Raw genomic sequence first — 518 nt, forward strand, 5'->3', positions numbered from 1 at the left:
TTCACCTATTGTTGGACATGGTCGGGCTTTGTCTACGTGGCCTTCGTGACCGATGTGTTTGCGCGCCGTATCGTCGGTTGGCGCGTGTCGGCATCGATGAGAACTGACTTCGTGCTGGACGCGCTGAACCAGGCGTTACACGATCGTCAGCCGCCGCCCGGACTCATTCATCATAGCGATCACGGGTCTCAATATCTCAGCATTCGGTACACCGAACGTTTGGTGGACGTTGGCGTTGAGCCATCAGTCGGAACTGTCGGTGACTCCTACGACAACGCTCTGGCCGAAACGATCAACGGCTTGTATAAGGCCGAAGTTGTGCATCGGCGTTCATGGCGTACGCTCCAAGACGTCGAGCTCGCCACGCTCGAATGGGTTCACTGGTATAACCATCATCGGTTGCTCGGCCCGCTCGGGTACATGTCGCCGGCGGAGGCAGAGGAAGCTTACAATCGGAATCTGGCGCGCTCCGCTCGCGCGGCGTAGCGCCAAACTCGGCAGTCTCCGACAAAGCCGGG

General features: G+C 58.9%; 1 protein-coding gene. It reads left to right on the forward strand.

Features of this window, described 5'->3' with window-relative positions; all coding sequences use genetic code 11:
- A partial coding sequence (locus NCT32_RS37060; protein WP_250491570.1) for an IS3 family transposase occupies positions 1 to 486 on the forward strand: 486 nt, incomplete at its 5' end.
- Positions 487 to 518 lie beyond the last annotated feature (32 nt).

This window comes from Caballeronia sp. INML2, assembly GCF_023631365.1.
GTDB classification, from domain to species: domain Bacteria; phylum Pseudomonadota; class Gammaproteobacteria; order Burkholderiales; family Burkholderiaceae; genus Caballeronia; species Caballeronia turbans.